Origin of the sequence: Panacagrimonas sp., assembly GCF_965216805.1 — a bacterium.
Classification (GTDB): Bacteria; Pseudomonadota; Gammaproteobacteria; order Nevskiales; family Nevskiaceae; genus Panacagrimonas.
The window spans coordinates 1-26,392 of sequence record NZ_CBDCGN010000002.1 but is presented as its reverse complement, the minus strand read 5'-3'; the positions used below and the strand labels follow the sequence as shown (position 1 = coordinate 26,392).

General features: G+C 64.1%; 14 protein-coding genes. 8 read left to right on the top strand and 6 right to left on the bottom strand.

Translation table 11 applies throughout. The annotated features are described in order from the left end of the window. Positions 1-67 precede the first annotated feature (67 nt). From ACOOHP_RS00275 to ACOOHP_RS00250, 6 genes are all read left to right on the top strand, one after another. Positions 68-1,537 (top strand): class I adenylate-forming enzyme family protein, encoded by a 1,470-nt coding sequence (locus ACOOHP_RS00275; RefSeq protein ID WP_420464467.1) that lies wholly within the window; start codon positions 68-70, stop codon positions 1,535-1,537. 172 nt (positions 1,538-1,709) lie between these two features. Continuing rightward, a complete protein-coding gene (locus ACOOHP_RS00270; RefSeq protein ID WP_420464466.1) occupies positions 1,710-2,312 on the top strand; it encodes a hypothetical protein in 603 nt (200 codons plus the stop codon). Between the two features lie 4 nt (positions 2,313-2,316). Beyond that, positions 2,317-3,840 carry a pyruvate, phosphate dikinase gene (locus ACOOHP_RS00265; protein ID WP_420464465.1) on the top strand — a complete coding sequence of 508 codons (1,524 nt, stop codon included), beginning with the start codon at positions 2,317-2,319 and terminating at the stop codon, positions 3,838-3,840. After that, the gene (accB, locus tag ACOOHP_RS00260) at positions 3,837-4,316 is read left to right on the top strand and encodes an acetyl-CoA carboxylase biotin carboxyl carrier protein (protein ID WP_420464464.1); all 480 of its coding nucleotides are present in this window, start codon (positions 3,837-3,839) and stop codon (positions 4,314-4,316) included. The genes ACOOHP_RS00265 and accB overlap by 4 nt, the downstream gene beginning before the upstream one ends. Positions 4,317-4,431: 115 nt before the next feature. Continuing rightward, positions 4,432-5,787: an acetyl-CoA carboxylase biotin carboxylase subunit gene (locus tag ACOOHP_RS00255; RefSeq protein WP_420464463.1), complete on the top strand. Its 1,356-nt coding sequence runs from the start codon at positions 4,432-4,434 to the stop codon at positions 5,785-5,787. Positions 5,788-5,926: 139 nt separating this feature from the next. Further along, entirely contained in the window at positions 5,927-7,381 is a 1,455-nt protein-coding gene (locus tag ACOOHP_RS00250; RefSeq protein WP_420464462.1) for a pyruvate carboxylase, read from the top strand. Between the two features lie 12 nt (positions 7,382-7,393). Here ACOOHP_RS00250 and ACOOHP_RS00245 read toward each other — a convergent pair whose 3' ends face one another. From ACOOHP_RS00245 to ACOOHP_RS00230, 4 genes are all read right to left on the bottom strand, one after another. Then, positions 7,394-8,431 carry an AraC family transcriptional regulator gene (locus tag ACOOHP_RS00245; RefSeq protein WP_420464461.1) on the bottom strand — a complete coding sequence of 346 codons (1,038 nt, stop codon included), beginning with the start codon at positions 8,429-8,431 and terminating at the stop codon, positions 7,394-7,396. A 68-nt stretch (positions 8,432-8,499) separates the two neighbouring features. Beyond that, the gene (locus ACOOHP_RS00240; RefSeq protein ID WP_420464460.1) at positions 8,500-9,432 is read right to left on the bottom strand and encodes an SAM-dependent methyltransferase; all 933 of its coding nucleotides are present in this window, start codon (positions 9,430-9,432) and stop codon (positions 8,500-8,502) included. Further along, a complete protein-coding gene (locus ACOOHP_RS00235; RefSeq protein WP_420464459.1) occupies positions 9,429-10,772 on the bottom strand; it encodes an NAD(P)-binding protein in 1,344 nt (447 codons plus the stop codon). The genes ACOOHP_RS00240 and ACOOHP_RS00235 overlap by 4 nt, the downstream gene beginning before the upstream one ends. A 311-nt stretch (positions 10,773-11,083) precedes the next feature. Next, positions 11,084-12,946 (bottom strand): TolC family outer membrane protein, encoded by a 1,863-nt coding sequence (locus ACOOHP_RS00230; protein WP_420464458.1) that lies wholly within the window; start codon positions 12,944-12,946, stop codon positions 11,084-11,086. A 417-nt stretch (positions 12,947-13,363) separates the two neighbouring features. Between ACOOHP_RS00230 and ACOOHP_RS00225 the strand changes: the two genes are divergently transcribed. Both ACOOHP_RS00225 and ACOOHP_RS00220 read left to right on the top strand, forming a co-directional pair. Further along, a complete protein-coding gene (locus tag ACOOHP_RS00225; protein ID WP_420464457.1) occupies positions 13,364-14,071 on the top strand; it encodes a transglutaminase-like cysteine peptidase in 708 nt (235 codons plus the stop codon). 46 nt (positions 14,072-14,117) lie between these two features. Then, positions 14,118-16,049 carry a bifunctional diguanylate cyclase/phosphodiesterase gene (locus ACOOHP_RS00220; protein WP_420464456.1) on the top strand — a complete coding sequence of 644 codons (1,932 nt, stop codon included), beginning with the start codon at positions 14,118-14,120 and terminating at the stop codon, positions 16,047-16,049. Positions 16,050-16,342: 293 nt separating this feature from the next. Here the strand turns inward: ACOOHP_RS00220 and ACOOHP_RS00215 are convergent, their stop codons facing one another. Together ACOOHP_RS00215 and ACOOHP_RS00210 are read right to left on the bottom strand one after the other, a co-directional pair. Further along, positions 16,343-16,699: a tryptophan synthase subunit beta like protein gene (locus tag ACOOHP_RS00215; RefSeq protein ID WP_420464455.1), complete on the bottom strand. Its 357-nt coding sequence runs from the start codon at positions 16,697-16,699 to the stop codon at positions 16,343-16,345. Positions 16,700-16,814: 115 nt separating this feature from the next. Continuing rightward, positions 16,815-26,231 carry a type I secretion C-terminal target domain-containing protein gene (locus ACOOHP_RS00210; RefSeq protein ID WP_420464454.1) on the bottom strand — a complete coding sequence of 3,139 codons (9,417 nt, stop codon included), beginning with the start codon at positions 26,229-26,231 and terminating at the stop codon, positions 16,815-16,817. Positions 26,232-26,392 lie beyond the last annotated feature (161 nt).

Below are 26,392 nucleotides of genomic sequence, written 5' to 3'. Positions count from 1 at the left end.
AGGACAATCAAATCCTATAATCCCGCGTCATTCGCCGGAAATCCGGGCCGCAGGAGGCCCCTCCCGCATGCAAATCGGTGCCCTGATTCGTCGTGCCGCGCTGTACTTCGGCGACGCCGCCTGCCTGACCGAAGGCACGCGCAACGTCAGTTTTCGCGAGTTCGACCGCCTCACCGACCAGCTCGGTAACGCACTGCTGGCCCAGGGCCTGCAGCCCGGTGACCGGGTGGGCGTGCTGCTACCCAATGGCATCGACTGCCTGGTCGCGTATTACGCGCTGGCCAAGAACGGCCTGGTGCGGGTGGGGCTCAACACCCGCGAAACGCTGGAGAACCATCGCTACAAACTCGGCGAGAGCGGCGCCCGCGGGCTGATCCACAACCTGGACCAGCGGCTGGGCTGCGAGATCGACATCCCGCTGGAGCGGCTGATCCACCTGATGCAGACCGGCAGCGATGCACCCTGCGCGGTGGACCGTGCGCTGGATGCGCCCTATCGGCTGGGATTTACCGGCGGCACCACCGGCAACGCCAAGGCGGTGACCCTGACCACGCGCGGCGAGCTGGCGGAACTGTCCGCCTTCCTGATGGACCTGGTGCCGGACCTCACCGCGGGCGAAACCTTTCTGCACGCGGCGCCAATTGCGCACGCGTCCGGCGCGTTCTTCCTGCCCAGCCTGGTGCGTGGCGTGCGTTCGCTGGTAATGACCAAGTTCGATCCCGCGCAATTTCTGGAACTGGCGGCGCGCGAGCAGGCCACGCACAGTTTCCTGGTGCCGACCATGCTGGCGATGATTCTCGAACAGAGCGAATCGTTCGACGCACAACTCAAGCTACGCTCGATCTGCTACGGCGCCTCGCCGATTTCGCCGAGCGTGCTGGCGCGCGCCGAGGCCCGTTTCGGCCGCGTGTTCGCGCAGACCTATGGACAGGCCGAAAGCCCCATGGTCATCACGTTCCTGGCGGCGCGCGATCATGATCGCGTCGGCTCCTGCGGGCGGCCGTTCTCGTTCGTGGAAGTGGGCATCGTCGATGACGACGACCGCTTTCTGCCGCCGGGTGAAGTGGGCGAAATCGTGTGCCGCGGACCGCAGCTCATGGCCTATTACTGGAACCGGCCGGAAGCTACCGAAAAGGCGTTTCGCAACGGCTGGCTGCACACCGGCGATGTCGGACGCGCGGACGAAGACGGCTTCTATTACATCCTGGACCGCAAGAACGACATGCTGATTTCCGGCGGCTTCAACGTCTATCCGCGGGAAGTCGAGGACGTGCTGCAGGCATACCCGGGCGTGGTGGAAGCCGCGGTGGTCGGCCTGCCCGACGAAAAATGGGGTGATCGCCTGCATGCCGTGATCGCCGCCCGTGAGGGGGTGGATGGCAACGCGGTGCTGGCGTTTGCCAAGGAACGACTGGCCGGCTTCAAGCTGCCCCGCGGCATCGAGATCTGGCCGGAGCTGCCCAAATCGGCCGCCAACAAAATCTTGCGCCGCGTGGTGCGGGATCGCATCGTGGCGCGCGCTACCAAGAGCGATTGACCACGCAATGGCTGCGCTCTGGATGGCAATATTTCTGGACACGGATGACGCGGATTAAATCGGATCACGACACCCCATCTGCTTCAATCCGCTTCAATCCGCGTTCATCCGCATCATCCGCGTCATCTATTTTTCTGATTCGCGAAACACAGAACACCAAGAGGAGAAGTCGATGCAGGACATGCACCTCGTGCTCCATGGCCTGGCCATCAAGAAGCACGCCGACGCGGCGGCCGTCGCCGGCCTGGTCGGGTTGCCGACGGCGCGCGTGAGCGAACTGCTGACGCAGGCGGTGCAGCGCGGCAAGGTGGCCGAAGCCCAGGGCCGCTACTTGCTCACGCCGATGGCGCGGATGTCGCTGGATGGCGACTACTCCAAGTATTACGGCGACCTGCGCAAGAACGAGGATTTCGTTGCGGCCTACGAGGGTTTCGAGCGCATCAACGTCGAACTCAAGCAGCTCATCACCGACTGGCAGACGGTGGAGATGGCAGGCCAGCGCGTGCCCAACGACCACTCCGACGCAGCGCATGATCAACGCGTGATTGATCGCCTGGGCGATCTGCACGAACGTGCCGACAAGGTGTTCGCACGCTTGGCAGCCGGACTGCCGCGCCTGCAGCGCTATCGCGATCATCTGCTGGCGGCGCTGGAAAAAGCCGAGGACGGTGACATCCAATGGGTCAGCGATGCGCGCATCGACAGCTATCACACCGTGTGGTTTGAGCTGCACGAAGAACTGCTGCGGCTGATGGGCCGCATCCGCCAGGAATGATGTGATGGCGAAGTCGCTAGGCAACTGGACCGTGGCGCTGGATGGCAGCGCCACGCCGGAAAAATCGCTGATCGGCGGCAAGGCCTGGTCGCTGGCGCGCATGCGCGCACTGGGGCTGCCGGTGCCACCGGCGTTTGTCGTCACCTCGCGCGCCTGTACGCATTTTCTGCAGCACGGCGCCGAACCGCCGGAACTCGCCGACGAACTTGCCACCGGCATCGCCTGGCTGGAGGCGCAGACCGGGCGCAGCTTCGGCGCCGGTACACAACCGCTGCTGGTCTCGGTGCGCTCGGGTGCCGCCATCTCCATGCCCGGCATGATGGACACCGTGCTCAACCTGGGCATCACCGACGACACCGAACCGGCGCTGGCGGCCGAATGCGGCGACCCCGCTTTTGCGCGCGACACCCACCGGCGCTTCCTGGAGTTGTACGCCAGCATCGTGCTCAAGGCCCCGGCGCCGGAACTGGATCGCGCGGCGAACCCTGCACAGTGGCGCGACGCCATAGCCGGTGCCGCCGGCGCGGCGGTCCCGGCCACGGCGGTGGAGCAGTTGCAGGCCGCGGTGCGCGCGGTTTTCGATTCCTGGAATTCGCGCCGCGCGCGACGTTATCGCCAGCACAACCAGATTCCCGACGACCTCGGTACCGCGGTGACGGTGCAGGCGATGGTGTTCGGGAATCTCGACGAGGCCTCCGGCACCGGCGTACTGTTCACGCGCAATCCGCTCGACGGCGCGCCCGAGCCCTATGGTGAATACCTGCCGCGCGCGCAGGGCGAAGACGTGGTCTCCGGCAAGTTCACGCCACGGCCGTTACAAGAGATGAACCAGAGCGTGCCGCAGGCGCTGCAGGAACTGCTGGCCGCTGCACGCACGCTGGAGAACGAGCACGGTGACGTGCAGGACATCGAGTTCACGGTGGAGCGCGGCAAGCTGTGGCTGTTGCAGTCGCGCGCGGCCAAGCGTGCAGCGCCCGCTGCGCTGCGCATCGCGGTGGATCTGGTCGGCGAGCAACGTATCGACATCGCCACCGCGCTGACCCGGGTGACGCCGGAGCAACTCGCGGCACTGATGAATCCGCGCCTGCAGCAACAAGCTGAGATATCTGCGCTGACCCAGGGCGAAGCAGCCTGCCCGGGTGTCGGCATCGGCATCGGCGTGGCGGACTCCGATGAAGCCGAGCGTCGCGCCGCCGCCGGTGAGGACGTGGTGCTGATGCGCCCCACCACCAGCCCCGAAGATCTGCACGGCATGATCGCGGCCAAGGCCATCGTCACCGAACAGGGCGGCAGCACTTCGCACGCCGCCGTCGTCAGCCGCTCGCTGGGCCGGCCCTGCGTGGTCGGCTGTGGCGCCGGCAGCCTGAGCACGCTGGTCGGCCAGATCGTCACCGTCTGTGGCAGCAGCGGCCGCGTATTCGCCGGGGCCCTGCCGGTGATCCGACCCGACGAGAACAGCGACCCGCAACTGGCGCAATTCATGGCCTGGCAACGCGCCGCCCCCAAAGCCGAGAACCCGCACGCATGAGCACACCCACACCCCGCGATGTGCAAGCCCTGATGGAGTTGTTTGAAAGCTCGGACTGGAAAGAGCTGGATCTGCGCGCAGACGGATTCGAGTTGTATCTGTCGAAGGACCCGTCGCGTCGACGTCACGACTCAGCATCGCCTGCCCCTGCCCCACGCGAGCACAGCGACGCTCCGTCGCCGTCAGCGCCAGCCGCGCCCGTGACCGCGCCGGCAGCACAAGCGGTGCCTGCCAACTGGACGGCGATCAAAGCGCCCAATCTCGGCACCTTCTATCGCTCGCCCAAGCCCGGCGCCGCGCCGTACGTGGAGATCGGCCAAAGCGTGTCGCCCGACACCGAGGTGTGCCTGATCGAGGTGATGAAACTGTTCACCTCGGTGCGCGCCGGTATCGCTGGCGTAGTGCGCCAGATCGCAGTACAGGACGCCGAGATGGTCGAGCACGATCAGGTGTTGCTGTACATCGAACCGGCATGAGCGCCATGAATCGCCTGCGCTTCAACCTAGCCCGGTTTCTCGCAGCGAAGCCGGGGTGGCGCTTGTCGGCGAGGGCCCCGGCTTCGCTTGCGCGAAACCGGGCTACGGTGAGTCCGTGAAGCGCCTGCTCGTCGCCAACCGCGGAGAGATCGCACTGCGCATCGTGCGCGCCGCGCGCGCGCTGGGGATCGAATCGGTACTCGCCGCGTCTGCTGCAGATCGCGACTCGCTGGCCGCGCGCGAGGCGGATCGCACGGTGATCCTGGGCCCGGCCAAGGCCTCGGCCTCGTATCTGAATCCGAACCTGATCGTGCACGCGGCCAAGTCCACCGGCTGCGATGCGCTGCATCCCGGCTATGGCTTTTTGTCAGAGCGTGCAGGGCTGGCGCGCTTGTGCGAGGAACACGGCATCGCTTTTGTCGGGCCCACGCCGCAGTCCATCGAACAGGTAGGCGGCAAGATCGCCGCGCGTGAACTCGCGCAAGCCGCAGGCGTGCCGCTGGTGCCAGGCAGCGGCAAGCTCGACAGCGCGGCCGATGCGGTGGCGTTTGCCGAACAGGTCGGCTACCCGGTGGTGACCAAGGCTTCGGCCGGCGGCGGCGGACGCGGCATGGTGGTGGCGCAGGACGCACAGCAGTTGCGCGAGGGTTTCGAGCGTGCCTCGCACGAAGCGCAGGAAGCGTTTGGCGACGGCACCCTGTTTCTAGAGCGCTTCGTGCAGACCGCGCGCCACATCGAAGTGCAGGCGATGGGCGATGGCCATGGCACCGTGTTGCACTTCGGCGAGCGTGACTGCTCGTCCCAGCGCCGCTACCAGAAAATGGTGGAAGAAGCGCCCGGCGCGATCCTGCCGCAGGACGTGCGGGTCAGACTTCACGAATCTGCGGTGCGGCTGCTGTCCTCGATCCAGTACCGCAACGCCGGCACGGTGGAATTCCTCTACGACGTTGAGCGTCGCGAGTTCTATTTCATCGAGGTCAATGCGCGAATCCAGGTGGAGCATCCGGTGTCGGAGATGATCTGCGGTGTCGATCTGATCCAGATGCAGTTGCGCGTCGCTGCGGGCCAGCCCCTGCCGTTGACCCAGGCGCAGATCGCGCCGCGCGGCCACGCCATCGAAGTGCGCGTGATCGCCGAAGACCCCGACCGCAATTTCGCGCCCAGTCCCGGCCGCATCACGCGCTGGCATCCGCCCGGCGGCGACGGCGTGCGCCTGGACACCGCGATGTTCGAAGGTGCGATGGTGCCGCCGTTCTACGACAGCATGATCGCCAAGCTGATCGTGCAGGGCGCGGATCGCCAGCAAGCCGTGCTGCGCTTGCGCGACGCGCTGGCCAATTTCTGCATCGAAGGCATCGCCACCAATCTGCCACTGCTGCGACATATCGCCGCGCATGCGGATTTTCAGAACAACCGGATTTCGACACGCTGGCTGGAGCAGGTGCTGCTGCCGTCGTATGCGAAACGGTAAACAGCCAACCGTAACCATTTCTCGCCAAGGCGCAAAGGAAAAGGAAAGGGCGCAGAAATTTTGTTCTTGGCGCCTTTGCGCTTTTCTTCGCGTCTTTGCGTGAAACCGCTACTTAAAAAAAATACACAGGCGAGCATCCATGGCCCACATCGAATTCCTAGACGAAACCCTGCGCGACGGCCAGCAGTCCCTGTGGGGCATGCGCATGCAGGCCGGCATGGCCCTGCCGGTGACGCCCTTGCTGGATCGCACCGGCTTTCGCGTGATCGATCTCACCGGCTCTTCGATGTTTGAAGTGATGGTGCGCGTGTGTCGTGAAGACCCTTGGGCGGGTCTAGACTTGCTGGTGCAGTCGATGCCGCGCACACCGATCCGCGGCGGCATGCGCAGCAATGCCAGCGTTACTTTCGGGGTGACGCCGGATGCGCTGATGGATGCCTGGATGCGCCAGTTGAACCGCCACGGCTGCCGGTCTTTCTGGATCTACGACGTGCTGTTCAACATCGACAAGATGCATCGGCTGGCCAAGGTGGCCAAGGAGTTCGGCAGCGAGGTGGCGGGCAGCATCATGTTCGCGCTGTCGCCGGTACATACCGATGCGTACTACGCCGACAAGGCCGACCGCATTTCCGCCTCGCCCGACATCGACACCATCCTGCTCTACGACACCGCCGGCGTGCTGGAAAAAGAGCGGATGAAAACGCTGATCCCTGCGATCAAGGCGAACTGTCGTGGCAAGCCGATCGAGTTTCACTCCAACAATATTCTCGGTCAGTCCGCCAAGGCCTATCTGGATGCGGTGGAGCTGGGCGTGAGCATTCTGCATACCGCCAGCCGCCCCATGGCCAACGGCCCTTCGGTGCCGTCGACGGAAATCATGGCGCATAACCTGGAGTTGCTGGGGCACACCCACAACCTGGATACCAAGCTGTTGGCACCGGTCGCCGAACACTTCGAGAAGGTAGGCAAGGCGGCTGGTTTTCTGGTCAATCAGCACAACGAGTACGACGTGCTTGCCATCCGTCACCAGGTGCCGGGCGGCATGACCGGCACGCTCAAGGCGCAGCTTGAACGCCACGGCATGAGCCATCGGCTTGAGGAAGTCTTCCGCGAAACCGCGGTGGTGCGCCAGGAACTCGGCTATCCCGGAATGGCGACGCCGTTCTCGCAACTTGTGGGCATCCAGGCCGTGCTCAACATCGTCACCGGCAAGCGCTACGAGACCGTGCCCGATGAGGTGATCCAGTACGCCGCCGGCCACTACGGCGACACCGTGGCGCCCATCGACGCCAATGTGCGCGACAAGATCCTGTCGGCGCCAAGCGCCAAAAAAGTCCTGTCGAATCCGCCGGAGCAGCCCACCATCGAAGAGCTGCGCAAGCGCTACGGCACCGACGATGACGACGAGCTGATCCTGCGCGCACTGGTGCCGCAGACCGATATCGAGAAGATGCGCGCGGCGGGTCCGGTCAAGACCAGTTACCCGCTGCTGTCTTCACCCGAGCTCGATCAAGTCGCGCGGCTGATGAAGATGGCGAAGTCGCCGGTGGTACAGCTCAAGATGGCGGGGCTGTCGATGGCGCTTTCGAAATAAAGCCTGAACGATTCAGGCGAGCCGGCGCTGCTTGCGAAAGCGCAACGGCGACTCCCCCGTCCACCGCCGGAACGCACGCGTGAACGCGCTCTGCTCGGAGTAACCGAGCAGCAGCGCCACCTCCGCAATGGCGATACCCGGATCGGCGAGATGTTGTTCGGCCAGACGCCGGCGGGTGTCATCGCGCAGGTTGCGAAAATTCATGCCGATGGATTCCAGCCGGCGATGCAAGGTGCGCGCGGAGGTGTGCAAGGCGCTGGAGACACGATCCAGGCTGACCTCGCCTTCACGTGCTGACGCCGCCACCGCGCGCCGCACTGCCTGTTCCAGATCGCCGGCCTCGGGCAGTTCGGCCAGCAGGGTTTGCGCCTGCGCTTCGAGCAGACCCAGCAGTGCCGAATCCGGCTGACGCAAGGGCCGCGCGAGCAAGGACACCGGCAGTCGAACGCGGGTCGCGGTCTGCTCGAACAAGACCTCGCCGCCGAAATATTTCCGGTACGGCGCCAGCGAAGGCGGCGGCTCATTGACGAAATGCACCGCCAGTACCGCGTGACTGCGCTCACCGGTGACGTCGCGGGCGAACTGCACCAGCGCGGTGATCGCCGCTTCGTCCACCAGTCGTCCCGGCCGCCCGTGCTCGGTGCCCCATTCCAGGGTGACGGCGTCGCGCGCAGCGTGCAGGCGCATGGGGCTGACGTCGTAGACCAGGCGCTGATAGCGGTGCAAGCGCTGCAAGGCCGCGCCCAGGGTGCCGCAGGCCAGCAGCACATAGCCCATGACGCCGAAATGTCGCGGCGTGACGGTCTGCCCCAGGTGCAATCCGAAGTCCACGTCGCGCAGATGCGACGCCGCGGTCTGCAGATGGCGCCGCCAGCGCTCGACCGGGTACCGTCCCGGCGCCGATCCGACCGGGTTGGGTGCGGGCTCGCCCAGCAGCGCCGCACTATCGACACCGCGTGTATCCAGGTATTCGTAGAGCAGGCGCACATAGGTACTCGGCACCACGCCATGGGCGACATCGATGCGGGTATGGGTGGCGATCCTGGGCATGCGAGGCGCTTAGGCTTACGGCGCGAACGGGAGTGTAGAAGCGCTCAGCGCGCCATTGCACTCCATGATCACGCAAGAACCCTTGGCGTAGCCGGTAGGTCCAAGGGCGGGCCGTACCCGCCGTCTGCGCCGAGTAGACGGGCCTGACGGCGGCCACGGGCCGCCCTTGAGCGCTTGCGGCCCACGCAAACAACGTAACGCAACACGCCATTGCGTGCGGCCCAGCGCAGAAAGCCGGCAGTGGCGTTGTACTTGGTCCATCGGATGCGCCGCGCGACCTCAGGGTCCAGGCTGGCCTGGTAGCGTGTCAGCCAGTCGCCGAAGGGCTCGAAGACCTGATCGGTGATGTCGGCCCAGGATTCCAGTTCGAAGCCGGCGGCGTGCCAGACGCCGCGATAGCGGTCCTCTGACTGCAGGTTATTCCAGGGAAGGTGGCTGAGCCGGCTGATGACGCGCAGCGCTGCGTGCTCATGCAGCTTGAGTCGGGGCCGCCCGAGAATGATGTCGGTCATGCCCAGGCGACCGCCGGCGGGCAAGACCTGCGCGACATCGGCGACGAAGTTCTGGCGCGAACCGAAGTGATACGCGCAGTCGAGCGCGAGGATCGTGTCCGCCGCCACAGGCGCCGCGGCGACCCAGGTTGGCAGTTCGCTTGCGTCGCCTTGCCGGATACATCCAGCGATGTCGGCATGACCGTGATCGACCAGGCGCTGTTTCGCGAAATCGGTCTGGCTGTGTGACAGGTTGAGGCCTGCGATGTGCCGAACCCCGTAGCGCGTGCGCCAATGCAGCAACTGGTCGCCGCTGCCGAAGCCGATGTCGATCAAGTGGGTTCGTGGATTCAGTTGCAGCGCGGTGGCCAGCTCGTCAGCCAGCGCGGCGCAGGCGTCCGGATAGGTACGGGCCTGCGCCCAGCAGCCCAGATTGCCCCAACAGGTCCAGCCACCAGATTCGTGATTGAGCGCAGCCTCGGCGAGGTCGTGAAACTCCGGAACGGTCACGCATCCCAGGGAATGGTGACGCCCAGCCGCCGGGCGACATCGACCGCAGACGCGGCGGCGGCTTCGAGCAATGGCACGCGATCAGACACATAGGCGCCGCAAAACCACAGCGTCGGTTGCGCTTCTTCCTGCTGCAGCTTGCGCAGGGCGGCCATGGCCTGACGGCTTTGCATGGTGACCAGCGGGCGCGTGAAATGGGCCTCGGCAATCACGCATTCCGCGCGTGGCTGGCGGATCGGATTCCAGGTCTGGAACACCGAATCCTGCTTGCGGTAGGTCGGAAACGCCTTGGTCAGATCCACCGTGACTTCCGGGCGCGTGGCCTCATCAGGCAGGTGATAGGTGACTGGCGACAGCGGCACGCGAGTGCGCGGTAGCAGCGCATGATCGGTGTGCACCAGCATGCTGGAGGCCTCGAACGGCACCTGCTCCAGCAGCGTCTTGTAGTGATCGAAGCCGTGCAGCATCGCCGCAGCTTGATGCGCCTGCGCGGCGACGACCACTGATTCGAAGTGCCGGCCCACGCCGTCGGCGGTAGTAACGGTCATTCCGCGGACGGATTCTTCTACGCGGGCCACCGCCTGGCCACAAACCTGCTGCACATCGGCGAGCAGGCGCGGCACGATGTCGTCCACGCCTTTCTCGGCACGCACCACGCCCTGCTGCATCACCCCGCTACACAAGTAGCCGAGGATGAGATCGGCCGGATAGGCGAGCACGCTGTCGTAGTCGCAGGTGCAGATCACGCTCAGGGCTGGCAACAGCACTTGCTGCACGAACGCCGCACCATAAGTCTTGGCGGCGAGGTGGTCATCCAGGTAGTGATCCAGCGTCTGCTGCGCAAGGTGCTCGGGATGTGCGGCCAGATCCTTGCGTGCCTGGGCAAAGAAGCGCCCGCTGTCCAGACCGATGCAGCGTGCATCGGCACTGAATGTGCTCGCCCCCTTGGGATAGCTCACCGAGCGACCGAACACGCGCAGGTTGCCGTAATGGAAAAAGACCTCACCGCGCGCATCGCCGTAGGCAGCGGAATGATCGGTGGCGTGCATATGCACGCCGACGGTTTTCAGCAGGGCGAACAGGTGGGGGTAATAGCCCTCGCAGAACACGCGCGTGGGAATGTCGATCCGGGTGGTGGCGCCGCGGCTGGTGTAATCCACGGTGAACACGCCCATGCCGGGGCGCGCATGCTGCTCGAACACGGTGACGTCGAACTGCTGCCGCAACAGCCAGGCCGCCGCCAGGCCTCCGAGGCCGCTACCGATCACGGCCAGGCGCGGCTTGCCGGACGACTCGGCCGGCTCGGCGGGGGTGCCATTGGAAAAATTTTCGGGGCGCATGATCGGAAGCCTACCGCAGGGACGGTCTGCGAATAAGCCCCAGCCGAAAGACTCGCCGCGAGGTCAGGTGCGACCACCGCAGGCACTGAATTTGTTTGCCCGCGTTACGGGCGCTCGACCGAACTGCCTACTCCGTGTCGCCCAGGTGCCCGGCACGCCTGTCTCGCAGCCGCTCCGGCCGACGCAAGTGGCTGCGCCAAAAAGTGTGTGCGACGCGCTCAACATGCGTGTGGCAGTAACCACATTCCCCTGCCCTCTCCCACGAGTGGGAAGGGGAATGTTCCAAAGTCAGTGGACCGCAGACCGCCGCCCTACTCGCCGAGGACGCGAAACTCGACGCGCCGATTCAGCGAACGGCCCTCGCTCGTGTCGTTACTGGCAACCGGCTCGGTGAGACCATAGCCGCGAGCTTCCAATCGATCAGCAGTAACGCCCTTGGCAACCAGATAGCGCACCACCGAGGCGGCCCGGCCCTGTGACAATCTCAGGTTGTATTCCGGTGCTCCGGTCGAATCGGTGTGGCCCGCAATCTGCACCCGCACTTGCGGATTCGCGCTCAGAATTCTGGCGGCGTTATCAAGAGTGCTCTGCGAACCGCCGGTCAACTCCGTGGAGTCATGGGCGAAAGTCACGCCGCTGAGAACTACAGCCTCACGATGCGCGCACCCGGCGCCGTCGACCTTGGTATCGGGAGGGGTGTTGGGGCAAAGGTCGTTGGCATTGACCACCCCGTCGCCATCGAGGTCCCGGTTCACCGCGGCCGCCGGCACCGGAGCTGCCCGACTCACCACCATCATCGGCTCGGCATCTGCCGGCTGCGAGGGGCAGCCCACTCCGGCGTATGAATCTTCATCGCTCAGCGTTTCGGCATCCGGCAGGTCAGCGCGGGTGAGACCAATCGTCTGGCGGATGCGCCCCAATCCGGTGAGCGCCCTTGCATGGGCAATCGAGTAGTCGTACTCGCCATTCACATAGGCGCGCTGCGCCTCGAAATGCTCATTCTCGGTATCCAGAAGATCGAGCAGGCTGCGCTGCCCGATCTGGAACTGGTCCAGATAGGCGATACGCGCTCTCTCAGTGGTTTCCTTATGGACTTTCAGATACTCGAGCTGGCTGCCGATCCGTTTGCGGTCATTAAGCGCAATGCGCAGAACTTGACGCACGTCCCTGCAGGCATCTTCCCGTTGGTCGCGCGCGACTGACACCAGATCCTCGGCCTGATTGACAGCTGCGCGATCAGAACCGCCATTGAACAGGTTGTAAGTCAGCACCACCTCCGCGCGGGTGTCGGTGCTGTTGCCGAATTCACGGTCCAGGTCGTCGCCATAGTCGCCGCGCAAACGCAGGTCCAATCTGGGGTGATAAAGGCTGCGGCGGTTGTCCCTCTGGGCCTCGGCGGACGCAATGTTGGCAGACGCGGCCGCGATCGAAGGATGTTGCACATAAGCCGACATCAGCGACGCCGACAGATCTGAAGGGAGTTCGGCAACGCTGTGCCCCGCGGGGGCCAGATTGGGAGCCGGCCACTCGCCGACAATCCGCTGATATCGGGCACTGACGTCGTGCAAGTTGCTCTGCTCGATGATCAGGTTGGACTCAGCAAGCGCCCGGCGCCCGGTTGCCTGTTCCTGGTCCACCGCGCGGCCGACGCCGGCCTCAACCCGCTCCTTGATCCGGCCGAATACGTCCTGATGCCTGGCCACGTTACTCTGAGCCAATGCTTCGAGCGCCCGAAACCGCTGGACATCTTCGTATGCACTGACCGCTTCCAGCGCGGTGGACTCTGCAGCGTTCAAAAGTTCGAAGTACCGGGCGCGCTTGGCGCGGTCCAGGCGAGAAACATTGCGGCTGGTTCCAAAACCGTCGTAGAGCAGTTGGGTGATCGTCAGGTTGACCCCAACCGGCTCGTAGTCTTCTTCGCGATTGAGTCGGTCGAGGTCGTAGCGTTGAAAACCCGCCGACGCCCCTAGATCGACCTTTGGCAAGAACCCTCCACGCGCAGATTTTTCTTCATCCTCGGCCGCCAGGAAAGCATGCCAAGCCTGCTGCACTTGAGGATTCGTGGAGATCGCCTTTTGGGCGGCCTCGGCGGCGGTTGTGGCCGGTTGAGCCCAGGCCTGTTGGCCGACAACAGCCGTTACCAGGAGGACAAGACCCTGGATCATTCGATGCATTCAAGTGCTCCCAAACCAATCAAAGTTTTTATTATTGACCGCGCGCCTGCACGGCTCAGCGCGGAAGTCTAATACGAGAGAGATCAACAGAAAAAAAGGGGCGACAAGCGGTTAACGCCGAATGACCGGCGGCGGAATCCGCCGCGATGAACGGTCGAGGTTGTAGCTCTCCTTCGCTTCTGGAATAAGCTTTGCACCATGCCCCCTATCGGTCGGCCAACTGAGAGTCGCCATCGTGCAGCGAACCGCTATATGCAGCTCTGGGGGGGGGCTAAATAGCCTGTCATCCAGGCGAACGTCGGGGTCTATTGCCCTGAATTTTCTTGATTACGACTTTTGCCGGATCGACGAACATGGGCTAGCTCAATGCTTTTTTAAGTTCAAGGGCTGGCCAACCGCTGGTCTACCAAGCTAGGGATGGCCGCGAACCTGCTGCGGTTTTTTTTGCCATGGGGAGCCAAGCGCGGGCACGCGCTATTGATGGCGATTCCGTTTTTTTTGGTTTTGGGATGGGGCGGAGCGACATCGAATTCGCAAGAACGCGAACGCCTGCGCCAAGCTGCCACCGAACGGTTCGGTCAGTCGGGGCTGCAGGCCATATCCGCGTGGATTCAACTGATCGACTTTGCCAAGCGTGAACCGGTGACAGAACAACTCGCTCTGGTCAACGAATTTGTCAATGCCAGAACCCTGTTTCAAAGCGACGAGCAGACCTGGGGACAGGTGGACTACTGGGCCACGCCGGTAGAACTGTTCGGTCGCGGTCGCGGCGACTGCGAGGATATCGCCATCGCCAAGTACGTCAGCCTGATCGCGCTGGGAGTCCCGGAGTCTCGTTTGCGCCTGATTTACGTCAGGGCCCAAACGGGTTCGCCCGGCCTTCGAACTTCGGTAGCGCACATGGTGTTGGGCTACTACGCGAGCACGGACGCCGAACCGCAGATTCTCGACAACCTGGTGGGAAGCATCGAATGGGCGCATGCCCGCACCGACCTGACCCCCGTGTTTAGCTTCAACGGTGCCGGCTTGTGGGCCGGCGCCACCCTTACTCCCAGCGACCCGACCGAGCGGCTGTCTCGCTGGCGGCGGGTGCTGGCCAGATTGGAACAGGAAGGCATGCCATGAAGCGATTCCCGTCACCAGATGTGCGCTTGGTTAATGGTGCGACGCCATGTCTTTGACTCGCCAGTTATGGCTCGCGGTGATCGTCGTGATGACGCTCGCTTTTGGCGGCACGTTCATCATCAGCACCACGGCGGCCAGGGACTATCTGGCGCATCAGTTGAACGTGAAGAACATTGACAACGTGACTGCCCTGGCCCTGACCATGACACAGATGGACAAGGATCCGGTCACCATCGAACTGATGCTGTCTGCCCAGTTCGACGCCGGCCATTACCGCCTGATCCGGCTGACTGATCCAGAGGGAGCGCTCCTATTTGAGCGCCAGAACGATACGCCGGTGCAGGGCGCCCCAACCGCCTTTGTCTCTGCCATGCACCTGGACACTGCACCGGGCACTGCGCATGTGCAGGACGGCTGGAAACAGTACGGCGTGCTGACCTTGGAAAGTCACGACCAGTTCGCCTACATCGATCTTTGGAACGGTAGCGTCCGGCTGCTGGGCTGGTTTTCGGTTGCCGCGCTTTTGGTTGGCGCCCTGGGATCACTTCTGTTGCGTGTGATCCTGCGCCCGCTTCAAGGCGTTGTGGCCCAGGCCGAGGCCATGGGCGAACGACGTTTCGTGACCCAGGCCGAACCCGTCACGCTCGAATTCAAGCAATTGGTGCGCGCCATGAACAGCTTGTCGGAGCGGGTTCAGACCATGCTGGCGCGCGGAACCAAGCAGCTCGAGGAACTTCGGCAGAAAATACAAATTGACCCCATCACCGGCCTGAGCAATCGGGAAACCTTCATCTCCACGTTGGAGGACGCCTTGGGGCAGGACGACGTCAGCGCGTCCGGCATCATCGTGATTCTGCGGGTTTCCGGGCTGGCTGAACTCAATCGAATGATCGGCCGCGAATCGGTTGACGAATTGCTGCGCCGGGTAGGGGATCAACTTCAGCGCGCAGCACAGCACCGGCCGCATCGGTGGGTTGTGGCCAGACTCGGATCTGCAGACTTTGCCGCGATGGCACCGGGAGAATCCGACGCCATGGCAGTGGCCGAAATTCTATTGTCCAACGCGCTGCTGGCGTCGGAGGAACGGGGGCCCGCCGACACCGAGCCGGTGTGGGCGGGTTGCACCACCTACGCGCGAGGGGAATCGCGCGCCAGCGTACTGGCGCGCGCGGACGGTGCGCTGGCGCTGGCCGAGCAAAGCGGAAGGTCGGTTGTGCTCGCGGATGCCCCGGCGGAGCCGTCCAAACTGCCGACTGACATTGCCACTTGGCGAACCACGCTGGATCAGGCCATGCGCTTTCATGGCGTGAAGCTGGGTCGCTTTCCGGTTGTGAACGCCGTTGGCGAGACGCTGCACTTCGAATCTCCAGCGAGGCTGTATATCGGTGGACAGTGGTTACCTGCGGCTCAATTTATCGCCTGGGCCGGGCGGACCGCCCTGATGCCCGAGCTGGACGCCCGCGTCCTGGGTGCTGCACTGACTCAGATCGAAAAGTTGCATGCGCCGGTCAGCATCAATCTCTCCGCCGACGCGATCTGCTCCACCGAGTTCGTCACCCGGCTCTCGAAGCAGTTGCACGGACGTGCCGCAACGGCCGCAAAGCTATGGGTGGAAGTGCCCGAGTACAGCGCCCTGCGGCACCTTCCGGAGTTCAGATTTTTCTGCCAGATCGCCAAGACCCTGGGTTGTCGGGTCGGGCTCAAGCATGCCGGCCACCAATTCGCCAGCATCCCCGACCTACACGATCTGGGGCTGGATTACCTGAAGATCGACAGCGCCATTGTCCAGCGGGTCCACGAAAGTGAGCACCATCAGGTTTTCCTGCGCAGCCTTTGCGCGGTGTCCCACGTGTTGGGAATGACCACCATCGCCACAGGTGTGCATGACGACAAGGACATTCCCATTCTGGGCAACCTCGGGGTGGACGGCTTCACTGGAAAGGCAACCACGCGAGCCTCAGCGTCCACAGCGCCGTAACTCGTGGAGCGGCTTCACCTGACCAGCGTGATCAACCTGGAAAAAGCATTCGACACGGATTTCACGGATGACACGGATTGAAAATCAGCGAATTGCCAACGCCGATCAAGGCACCCAATCGGTGAAGCAACGATTCTCAGCAGGTTTGTGTTTTGATCCGTGTTTATCCGCGAAATCCGTGTCCAATTGCCGTTTTTAGGATCAACGGAACAGCCAGCCTTGCACCTGCGCCTCGTAAGGCATGCCGCCTCGCAGATTCTGCAAGCCCGTTCGGGCAGATTCCGGAATGCCAGCTAAACCGTATCGTCGTCACGACCCAGCAGACTCAGACTGTCCAAGGACCGACGCAGACGGCGACGCGTCATGAGCTTGTTCTGCACACTTTCCGGCAAGTCGGTGAGCCGAAGAACCTCCTTGCGGATCAGCACATCGATCAGGTCCTCCAGCGCTCGAATCAGCGACAGATCTGATTCCAGCAAGGCCGCCTTGCGCGGCGTCAGAGATTGCAGAAACAACACCACTTCCGCGTGCTCCGGCGAGCGGGACTCCGGGTGATCGGGCGAGGGCAGGCGGCTGACCGAGGCAATCTGCCCCGCTGCGTCGCGGCGCAGATAAACTGCCAGACCGCCCTCATCCTTTTGGTCGTTCATATCCTTGCTCGTTCGCAATAAGAAAGCCGCGCCTGAAACAGACGCGGCTCAAAAGCCTCAAGCCTTGATCCCCTGCACGGCGCATGGTGTGCGCAAATGCTAGAGGCGACCTGCCTCAGGGATTTCCGTCGGCGACCAGCTTGCCAGCATTCAGCAGGTTCTGAATGATTTCAGCGTCCGAATTGCCGGCCAGGGTGACGTTCTGCAGAACAATCTCCTGCACTACAGCCCCGTTTGACTGACTGCTGACTGAAATCTTCGTGTCAGCCCCGACGGTTTCAAACTTCAAGTAGGTATCAAGATTGGCTGCGGTGCCGGACTCACCCTGAAGCAGATCGCGCAGGTCGAGCACATCTCCACCCGCACTCGCGGTCGCAGGATTGAAGTCGGCGATCGTATCCACCCCTGAATCGCCTCGCTGGAACACGAAACGGTCGCTGGTAGTGTCCAGACCACCGGCGCCCGTGCCACCGGTCAGCGTGTCATTCCCGGTCTGGCCGTACAGGGTATCGCTGCCAGCCCCACCCGTCAGCGTGTCATTGCCCGCGCCGCCGAAGAGGAAGTCGTTGCCGCCAAGGCCATTGATCGTATCGTTACCCAGCAGGCCGGCAAGGCTGTTTCCATCGGCATCCCCATTCAACGTCTGCCCGGAGGCATCACCAATGATGGAATCCACATTGTTGGGCAGCAGCGCCAAGCTCAAAGTACCGCTGGCCGAATCGCCGTCGGCATCCGTGCCCACCACATCGTAGGCGAGATTGATAGGGGACCGATCATTGACGGTCTCGAGAGAGAATAGACCGAGATCAAAGCTGACAGTGTTGGTCGGAACGGACTCAACCAGAACGGCCTGGAAGGGCGTGTTGGAGTGAATCTGATAAATATCCCCCTCCTGCAGGCCAGAGATCGAAACTGTACCGTCGACGCGGAAGTCCACCGTGATGCCACCGACGGTGCCATCAGACGAGAACACCCGCTCAGTGATGCCGTCTTCCAACACCGTAACCTTGGTGATTCCCGCCAATTCCTCATTCGGGTCGGCAGCGATGGTTGCCAGGGTGTTGGGGAAGGTCTGATCGTTGGTGAGATCAACGATAGCTGCCACCACGATAGCTACAGTGTTGCTGGGGCCGCCACTGACCTGCGGAATCGCTTGCCTGAATGAAATCGCTGACTGGTGCGCCGCGTAGTTGAACCCACTCACGTCGACGCCGGGATCTACAAGGCTGGTCACGAAATCAATACGCACGGCCTCGTTGGCATCGATCGCCTGGTTGCCCACGCCGATGGAAGTGGCGTTCGTGTTGACGGTTCCTCCACGCCCCGAAAGCAATATGTCGACGGCCTCCACACTAGCGTTAGATCCAATTCCCCTGAATTGCACGTTACCTGCAACGCCACTGGTCAGATCGGTAAGACTGAACTCGGTGCCATTGCTGATGGTCCCGTTCAAGTCCACCGTGTAGGTATTGGCAAACGGGTCCAGGGCAATCGTGAAAGCAACAACGCCGCCCGAATTAGTCGGGCTGGTGCTGCCCGTCAGGGTGCCAGCCCCGTCTCCGAATAGATAAATCTGATCGCCGTTGATCTTGAGCAGCGCACCATCGATGTCACGCGCCATCATTCCGTTGTTGGTGATGTCGAACGTAGCCGTGCCAGCGCCATCGGCGCCCAGGTCAAGATTGAGATTGAACGCCGTCGGAGCGATGTCCGTATCGAGCACCGCGCCCGGGTCCGCCGCGAACTGAACAGGGCTGTCGTCATCGACATTGATGTTCAGAGTGCCGTTGGCAGAGGCGCCATTTCCTGCCGTCACTCGATAGGTCACTGCGAACGCGGCATTGTTCTCGTTGTCGCCCGTAGCGTGCAGCATCGGCGCGTTCTGCGCCACGGTGTAGGCGCCCGTAGCCGGATCGAGCGTCACCGTCAGCACCGTAATCGCTCCCTGATTGATCAGCAGGTCGTTACCGTTCGCCGCAAGCTCGTAGGTGAATCCATCCGGACTGCCGCTGGTCAGGAAGGCGACGGTTGCGCCCGCAGTCCCTGCATCGAAGCTGAGCGTTCCAGCTACATTCTGAGCATCACTGTCATCGCCTGTACCGCCTGGATTGCCGCCGATCAGTGCGTCGTCGTCGAGCAAAGCAGTTAGGTTGGCGCCGATCACTGGCGGAGCCGGATCGTTGATCGTGCCGGTGCCCGTCTCACCGCCCACCGTCACGGTCGTGGTCTCGCCCGGATCGGTGATCGCATCCATCAGCGTCGGGTAGGTCACGGTGAAGCTGGTGACACCCGCCGGCACGGTGATCTGACCCGCCACGCCGTCGTACATCACGCCATCGCTGAAGACCGGCGCGTTGGTGTAGTCGTCGCCTTCGGTCGCCGTCACACCGACCAGCGAGAAGTCGTACGTCGTCGGATTCGACGTCGTCCCCGTCAGTGTCACCGTGTGGACCAGGTCGTCACCTTCCGTGGCCATCGCATCGGACACCGACTCGACCGTCGGGGCAGCCGGATCGTTGATCGTGCCGGTGCCCGTCTCACCGCCCACCGTCACGGTCGTGGTCTCGCCCGGATCGGTGATCGCATCCATCAGCGTCGGGTAGGTCACGGTGAAGCTGGTGACACCCGCCGGCACGGTGATCTGACCCGCCACGCCGTCGTACATCACGCCATCGCTGAAGACCGGCGCGTTGGTGTAGTCGTCGCCTTCGGTCGCCGTCACACCGACCAGCGAGAAGTCGTACGTCGTCGGATTCGACGTCGTCCCCGTCAGTGTCACCGTGTGGACCAGGTCGTCACCTTCCGTGGCCATCGCATCGGACACCGACTCGACCGTCGGGGCAGCCGGATCGTTGATCGTGCCGGTGCCCGTCTCACCGCCCACCGTCACGGTCGTGGTCTCGCCCGGATCGGTGATCGCATCCATCAGCGTCGGGTAGGTCACGGTGAAGCTGGTGACACCCGCCGGCACGGTGATCTGACCCGCCACGCCGTCGTACATCACGCCATCGCTGAAGACCGGCGCGTTGGTGTAGTCGTCGCCTTCGGTCGCCGTCACACCGACCAGCGAGAAGTCGTACGTCGTCGGATTCGACGTCGTCCCCGTCAGTGTCACCGTGTGGACCAGGTCGTCACCTTCCGTGGCCATCGCATCGGACACCGACTCGACCGTCGGGGCAGCCGGATCGTTGATCGTGCCGGTGCCCGTCTCACCGCCCACCGTCACGGTCGTGGTCTCGCCCGGATCGGTGATCGCATCCATCAGCGTCGGGTAGGTCACGGTGAAGCTGGTGACACCCGCCGGCACGGTGATCTGACCCGCCACGCCGTCGTACATCACGCCATCGCTGAAGACCGGCGCGTTGGTGTAGTCGTCGCCTTCGGTCGCCGTCACACCGACCAGCGAGAAGTCGTACGTCGTCGGATTCGACGTCGTCCCCGTCAGTGTCACCGTGTGGACCAGGTCGTCACCTTCCGTGGCCATCGCATCGGACACCGACTCGACCGTCGGGGCAGCCGGATCGTTGATCGTGCCGGTGCCCGTCTCACCGCCCACCGTCACGGTCGTGGTCTCGCCCGGATCGGTGATCGCATCCATCAGCGTCGGGTAGGTCACGGTGAAGCTGGTGACACCCGCCGGCACGGTGATCTGACCCGCCACGCCGTCGTACATCACGCCATCGCTGAAGACCGGCGCGTTGGTGTAGTCGTCGCCTTCGGTCGCCGTCACACCGACCAGCGAGAAGTCGTACGTCGTCGGATTCGACGTCGTCCCCGTCAGTGTCACCGTGTGGACCAGGTCGTCACCTTCCGTGGCCATCGCATCGGACACCGACTCGACCGTCGGGGCAGCCGGATCGTTGATCGTGCCGGTGCCCGTCTCACCGCCCACCGTCACGGTCGTGGTCTCGCCCGGATCGGTGATCGCATCCATCAGCGTCGGGTAGGTCACGGTGAAGCTGGTGACACCCGCCGGCACGGTGATCTGACCCGCCACGCCGTCGTACATCACGCCATCGCTGAAGACCGGCGCGTTGGTGTAGTCGTCGCCTTCGGTCGCCGTCACACCGACCAGCGAGAAGTCGTACGTCGTCGGATTCGACGTCGTCCCCGTCAGTGTCACCGTGTGGACCAGGTCGTCACCTTCCGTGGCCATCGCATCGGACACCGACTCGACCGTCGGGGCAGCCGGATCGTTGATCGTGCCGGTGCCCGTCTCACCGCCCACCGTCACGGTCGTGGTCTCGCCCGGATCGGTGATCGCATCCATCAGCGTCGGGTAGGTCACGGTGAAGCTGGTGACACCCGCCGGCACGGTGATCTGACCCGCCACGCCGTCGTACATCACGCCATCGCTGAAGACCGGCGCGTTGGTGTAGTCGTCGCCTTCGGTCGCCGTCACACCGACCAGCGAGAAGTCGTACGTCGTCGGATTCGACGTCGTCCCCGTCAGTGTCACCGTGTGGACCAGGTCGTCACCTTCCGTGGCCATCGCATCGGACACCGACTCGACCGTCGGGGCAGCCGGATCGTTGATCGTGCCGGTGCCCGTCTCACCGCCCACCGTCACGGTCGTGGTCTCGCCCGGATCGGTGATCGCATCCATCAGCGTCGGGTAGGTCACGGTGAAGCTGGTGACACCCGCCGGCACGGTGATCTGACCCGCCACGCCGTCGTACATCACGCCATCGCTGAAGACCGGCGCGTTGGTGTAGTCGTCGCCTTCGGTCGCCGTCACACCGACCAGCGAGAAGTCGTACGTCGTCGGATTCGACGTCGTCCCCGTCAGTGTCACCGTGTGGACCAGGTCGTCACCTTCCGTGGCCATCGCATCGGACACCGACTCGACCGTCGGGGCAGCCGGATCGTTGATCGTGCCGGTGCCCGTCTCACCGCCCACCGTCACGGTCGTGGTCTCGCCCGGATCGGTGATCGCATCCATCAGCGTCGGGTAGGTCACGGTGAAGCTGGTGACACCCGCCGGCACGGTGATCTGACCCGCCACGCCGTCGTACATCACGCCATCGCTGAAGACCGGCGCGTTGGTGTAGTCGTCGCCTTCGGTCGCCGTCACACCGACCAGCGAGAAGTCGTACGTCGTCGGATTCGACGTCGTCCCCGTCAGTGTCACCGTGTGGACCAGGTCGTCACCTTCCGTGGCCATCGCATCGGACACCGACTCGACCGTCGGGGCAGCCGGATCGTTGATCGTGCCGGTGCCCGTCTCACCGCCCACCGTCACGGTCGTGGTCTCGCCCGGATCGGTGATCGCATCCATCAGCGTCGGGTAGGTCACGGTGAAGCTGGTGACACCCGCCGGCACGGTGATCTGACCCGCCACGCCGTCGTACATCACGCCATCGCTGAAGACCGGCGCGTTGGTGTAGTCGTCGCCTTCGGTCGCCGTCACACCGACCAGCGAGAAGTCGTACGTCGTCGGATTCGACGTCGTCCCCGTCAGTGTCACCGTGTGGACCAGGTCGTCACCTTCCGTGGCCATCGCATCGGACACCGACTCGACCGTCGGGGCAGCCGGATCGTTGATCGTGCCGGTGCCCGTCTCACCGCCCACCGTCACGGTCGTGGTCTCGCCCGGATCGGTGATCGCATCCATCAGCGTCGGGTAGGTCACGGTGAAGCTGGTGACACCCGCCGGCACGGTGATCTGACCCGCCACGCCGTCGTACATCACGCCATCGCTGAAGACCGGCGCGTTGGTGTAGTCGTCGCCTTCGGTCGCCGTCACACCGACCAGCGAGAAGTCGTACGTCGTCGGATTCGACGTCGTCCCCGTCAGTGTCACCGTGTGGACCAGGTCGTCACCTTCCGTGGCCATCGCATCGGACACCGACTCGACCGTCGGGGCAGCCGGATCGTTGATCGTGCCGGTGCCCGTCTCACCGCCCACCGTCACGGTCGTGGTCTCGCCCGGATCGGTGATCGCATCCATCAGCGTCGGGTAGGTCACGGTGAAGCTGGTGACACCCGCCGGCACGGTGATCTGACCCGCCACGCCGTCGTACATCACGCCATCGCTGAAGACCGGCGCGTTGGTGTAGTCGTCGCCTTCGGTCGCCGTCACACCGACCAGCGAGAAGTCGTACGTCGTCGGATTCGACGTCGTCCCCGTCAGTGTCACCGTGTGGACCAGGTCGTCACCTTCCGTGGCCATCGCATCGGACACCGACTCGACCGTCGGGGCAGCCGGATCGTTGATCGTGCCGGTGCCCGTCTCACCGCCCACCGTCACGGTCGTGGTCTCGCCCGGATCGGTGATCGCATCCATCAGCGTCGGGTAGGTCACGGTGAAGCTGGTGACACCCGCCGGCACGGTGATCTGACCCGCCACGCCGTCGTACATCACGCCATCGCTGAAGACCGGCGCGTTGGTGTAGTCGTCGCCTTCGGTCGCCGTCACACCGACCAGCGAGAAGTCGTACGTCGTCGGATTCGACGTCGTCCCCGTCAGTGTCACCGTGTGGACCAGGTCGTCACCTTCCGTGGCCATCGCATCGGACACCGACTCGACCGTCGGGGCAGCCGGATCGTTGATCGTGCCGGTGCCCGTCTCACCGCCCACCGTCACGGTCGTGGTCTCGCCCGGATCGGTGATCGCATCCATCAGCGTCGGGTAGGTCACGGTGAAGCTGGTGACACCCGCCGGCACGGTGATCTGACCCGCCACGCCGTCGTACATCACGCCATCGCTGAAGACCGGCGCGTTGGTGTAGTCGTCGCCTTCGGTCGCCGTCACACCGACCAGCGAGAAGTCGTACGTCGTCGGATTCGACGTCGTCCCCGTCAGTGTCACCGTGTGGACCAGGTCGTCACCTTCCGTGGCCATCGCATCGGACACCGACTCGACCGTCGGGGCAGCCGGATCGTTGATCGTGCCGGTGCCCGTCTCACCGCCCACCGTCACGGTCGTGGTCTCGCCCGGATCGGTGATCGCATCCATCAGCGTCGGGTAGGTCACGGTGAAGCTGGTGACACCCGCCGGCACGGTGATCTGACCCGCCACGCCGTCGTACATCACGCCATCGCTGAAGACCGGCGCGTTGGTGTAGTCGTCGCCTTCGGTCGCCGTCACACCGACCAGCGAGAAGTCGTACGTCGTCGGATTCGACGTCGTCCCCGTCAGTGTCACCGTGTGGACCAGGTCGTCACCTTCCGTGGCCATCGCATCGGACACCGACTCGACCGTCGGGGCAGCCGGATCGTTGATCGTGCCGGTGCCCGTCTCACCGCCCACCGTCACGGTCGTGGTCTCGCCCGGATCGGTGATCGCATCCATCAGCGTCGGGTAGGTCACGGTGAAGCTGGTGACACCCGCCGGCACGGTGATCTGACCCGCCACGCCGTCGTACATCACGCCATCGCTGAAGACCGGCGCGTTGGTGTAGTCGTCGCCTTCGGTCGCCGTCACACCGACCAGCGAGAAGTCGTACGTCGTCGGATTCGACGTCGTCCCCGTCAGTGTCACCGTGTGGACCAGGTCGTCACCTTCCGTGGCCATCGCATCGGACACCGACTCGACCGTCGGGGCAGCCGGATCGTTGATCGTGCCGGTGCCCGTCTCACCGCCCACCGTCACGGTCGTGGTCTCGCCCGGATCGGTGATCGCATCCATCAGCGTCGGGTAGGTCACGGTGAAGCTGGTGACACCCGCCGGCACGGTGATCTGACCCGCCACGCCGTCGTACATCACGCCATCGCTGAAGACCGGCGCGTTGGTGTAGTCGTCGCCTTCGGTCGCCGTCACACCGACCAGCGAGAAGTCGTACGTCGTCGGATTCGACGTCGTCCCCGTCAGTGTCACCGTGTGGACCAGGTCGTCACCTTCCGTGGCCATCGCATCGGACACCGACTCGACCGTCGGGGCAGCCGGATCGTTGATCGTGCCGGTGCCCGTCTCACCGCCCACCGTCACGGTCGTGGTCTCGCCCGGATCGGTGATCGCATCCATCAGCGTCGGGTAGGTCACGGTGAAGCTGGTGACACCCGCCGGCACGGTGATCTGACCCGCCACGCCGTCGTACATCACGCCATCGCTGAAGACCGGCGCGTTGGTGTAGTCGTCGCCTTCGGTCGCCGTCACACCGACCAGCGAGAAGTCGTACGTCGTCGGATTCGACGTCGTCCCCGTCAGTGTCACCGTGTGGACCAGGTCGTCACCTTCCGTGGCCATCGCATCGGACACCGACTCGACCGTCGGGGCAGCCGGATCGTTGATCGTGCCGGTGCCCGTCTCACCGCCCACCGTCACGGTCGTGGTCTCGCCCGGATCGGTGATCGCATCCATCAGCGTCGGGTAGGTCACGGTGAAGCTGGTGACACCCGCCGGCACGGTGATCTGACCCGCCACGCCGTCGTACATCACGCCATCGCTGAAGACCGGCGCGTTGGTGTAGTCGTCGCCTTCGGTCGCCGTCACACCGACCAGCGAGAAGTCGTACGTCGTCGGATTCGACGTCGTCCCCGTCAGTGTCACCGTGTGGACCAGGTCGTCACCTTCCGTGGCCATCGCATCGGACACCGACTCGACCGTCGGGGCAGCCGGATCGTTGATCGTGCCGGTGCCCGTCTCACCGCCCACCGTCACGGTCGTGGTCTCGCCCGGATCGGTGATCGCATCCATCAGCGTCGGGTAGGTCACGGTGAAGCTGGTGACACCCGCCGGCACGGTGATCTGACCCGCCACGCCGTCGTACATCACGCCATCGCTGAAGACCGGCGCGTTGGTGTAGTCGTCGCCTTCGGTCGCCGTCACACCGACCAGCGAGAAGTCGTACGTCGTCGGATTCGACGTCGTCCCCGTCAGTGTCACCGTGTGGACCAGGTCGTCACCTTCCGTGGCCATCGCATCGGACACCGACTCGACCGTCGGGGCAGCCGGATCGTTGATCGTGCCGGTGCCCGTCTCACCGCCCACCGTCACGGTCGTGGTCTCGCCCGGATCGGTGATCGCATCCATCAGCGTCGGGTAGGTCACGGTGAAGCTGGTGACACCCGCCGGCACGGTGATCTGACCCGCCACGCCGTCGTACATCACGCCATCGCTGAAGACCGGCGCGTTGGTGTAGTCGTCGCCTTCGGTCGCCGTCACACCGACCAGCGAGAAGTCGTACGTCGTCGGATTCGACGTCGTCCCCGTCAGTGTCACCGTGTGGACCAGGTCGTCACCTTCCGTGGCCATCGCATCGGACACCGACTCGACCGTCGGGGCAGCCGGATCGTTGATCGTGCCGGTGCCCGTCTCACCGCCCACCGTCACGGTCGTGGTCTCGCCCGGATCGGTGATCGCATCCATCAGCGTCGGGTAGGTCACGGTGAAGCTGGTGACACCCGCCGGCACGGTGATCTGACCCGCCACGCCGTCGTACATCACGCCATCGCTGAAGACCGGCGCGTTGGTGTAGTCGTCGCCTTCGGTCGCCGTCACACCGACCAGCGAGAAGTCGTACGTCGTCGGATTCGACGTCGTCCCCGTCAGTGTCACCGTGTGGACCAGGTCGTCACCTTCCGTGGCCATCGCATCGGACACCGACTCGACCGTCGGGGCAGCCGGAGGTGGCGGAGGTGGCGGAGGCGAATTCACGATCACCGTGACCGTCGCGGTATCGGTGCCGCCGTTGCCGTCGCTGATGGTGTAGCTGAAGGTGTCGACGCCGCTGGTGCCCGGATTGGGGGTGT